This is a genomic window from Caenimonas terrae (assembly GCF_042655405.1).
Lineage (GTDB): Bacteria > Pseudomonadota > Gammaproteobacteria > Burkholderiales > Burkholderiaceae_C > Ramlibacter > Ramlibacter terrae_A.
This window is the reverse complement of the sequence record NZ_JBHSMF010000007.1, coordinates 1-1,939: the sequence shown is the minus strand read 5'-3', so window position 1 is coordinate 1,939 and position 1,939 is coordinate 1. Positions and strand designations below refer to the sequence as shown.

The following is a 1,939-nucleotide window of genomic DNA, read 5'->3' as shown; positions in this document are numbered from 1 at the left end:
AGGGATAGCTCCGCGCCTGTAGCACTTCATGAGGGCTAACGTCGGACGTAACCGGCGACCAAGGAACGGCGCGGCGGAGCTGCGGGACGGCTTTGGGCGTCCGCGTTGACGGACTTGTTAGGCAGCTTCATACGCATCCAATTATTCTCCAGCGTCCGTCACGGCATTGCGCCAGTAGTGCGGCTGCAATTCCCCGAGTCGTTTAGATTGCCATTCGCCGGGACTTCCGGGTACAGCAACGCCCAGCGCGACGTCCGAACCCCAAAGCGCCATGCGTTCTTGACAGATCCCGCAAGGGGCGAGGATAAGAAACGGCTTGCCAGGATCGCTTCGCGAGACGCACACCGATGCGACTACCCGAAGCCCAAGCCGGTTCGCTTCGCATAAGGCGCCAGTCTCGTGGCAAAGAGCTGCCGATGCATTCGGCGGATCTAAGCAAACGCTCGTCAATATTTGGCCCGTCTCTAACCTAACGGCCGCTGCACCAGAGTATCCAGCCGGGAATCTGGCTATCGCCTGCTCGATTGCGGCGTCAACGAGGGCTTGATCGACTGCCATCTGCTGCCTAACGTCGGACGTAACCGGCGACCAAGGAACGGCGCGGCGCAGCTGCGAAACGACTTTGGGCGTCCGCGTTGACGGACTTGTTAGACGCCAAGGGGGACCAGCCGCGCCCGAAACACCGCGATTGCACGACCCCCCTGAATGCCGCCAGCCTATGCATGCTTGCGACGATACCCGAGGAGCCGCGCTGGGAGAAGCAAAAGAGCGCCCAGGAAGGCAAACAATGCGCGAAACGTTAGCCCAACCAGGCGAAACGGGATGGACAGAAGCCAAACGATGGGCCAAAGCACCAGCGCCAGCAAAGCAAGCGGCCAGCACAGGACAAAAAGCAAACACCAGCCGATCAAAGTAAGTAGTGCGCTCATACGCTCCTTCTCTTGACGTCTAACGTCGGACGTAACCGGCGACCATGGAACGGCGCGGCAAGGCCGCGGGACGACTTTGGGCGTCCGCGTTGACGGACCTGTTAGCCCTCATGGCGGGGCCCCAGGCGCTTTAGACAAACACTGGCCATATAGGACCTGCCCATGGCAGTCAGAGCACTCGCATACCAAAGCATCCTTCTCAAATCGCATCAAGACAGCTATCGCGGCCACGCTGACCAAGACGCCGACGGTAAGCCCTACCACTAGCCCGAAGGGCGCGCCAAGCACGCTACCGGCTATGGCGCCCGCGAGCAGCGAGACGATACCAATTAGCTCGCCGGAACCCGCTAACAGTACGACCCAGGATCTTGGCGCTACGTGCCCAGTCGCCGCCTGGCGCATTAAGCCGCCACAAACGGGGCAATAACGAGACGGCCAAACGCGCATCAGATCCATGCGGGCTAACGTCGGACGTAACCGGCGGCCAAGGAACGGCGCGGCGCAGCTGCGGGACGACCTTGGGCGTCCGCGTTGACGGACCTGTTAAGACCCATCGCGTGCTCCCTTTCCTTCAGACTGCTGCTCGCGCAAAGCGGCCAGCCCCTTGGGTTCGCTCGCAAACCAGAACCACTGCGCGTCCGTTCCGCCCGCGCGCAGGATGAACTGCGAGAACTGGAGCGAGCAGATGGCGCCAAGGATGATGAGCGCCATGACGCAGGCCACGCCAATGGCGCAATACGCCAGCAGCTCAGCGAGTGTGACCGAGGGCGCCAACTGCCGCGCCGGAAGTGCGACCAGCGCCACGAGCGCCATTGCTGCGACGAGCAACTTGCCGAGGAACACGATCTTTCCGCTTCGAGTGCTCATACGTTTCTCCGATGAGTCTTAACGTCGGACGTAACCGGCGACCAATGAACGGCGCGGCGCAGCTGCGTAACGACTTTGGGCGTCCGCGTTGACGGACTTGTTAGCCCTCATTGGCACCTCCGCCGAGCGGAACGAGCGAAAAA

The 1,939-nt window shown here is 61.7% G+C and carries 2 protein-coding genes; both read right to left on the bottom strand.

Features of this window, described 5'->3' with window-relative positions:
• Positions 1-141: 141 nt before the first annotated feature.
• Entirely contained in the window at positions 142-558 is a 417-nt protein-coding gene (locus ACFPOE_RS13545; RefSeq protein WP_376850656.1) for a cytidine deaminase, read from the bottom strand.
• Between the two features lie 914 nt (positions 559-1,472).
• Positions 1,473-1,796, bottom strand: coding sequence for a hypothetical protein (locus ACFPOE_RS13540; RefSeq protein WP_376850655.1), 324 nt, complete (start codon positions 1,794-1,796; stop codon positions 1,473-1,475).
• Positions 1,797-1,939 lie beyond the last annotated feature (143 nt).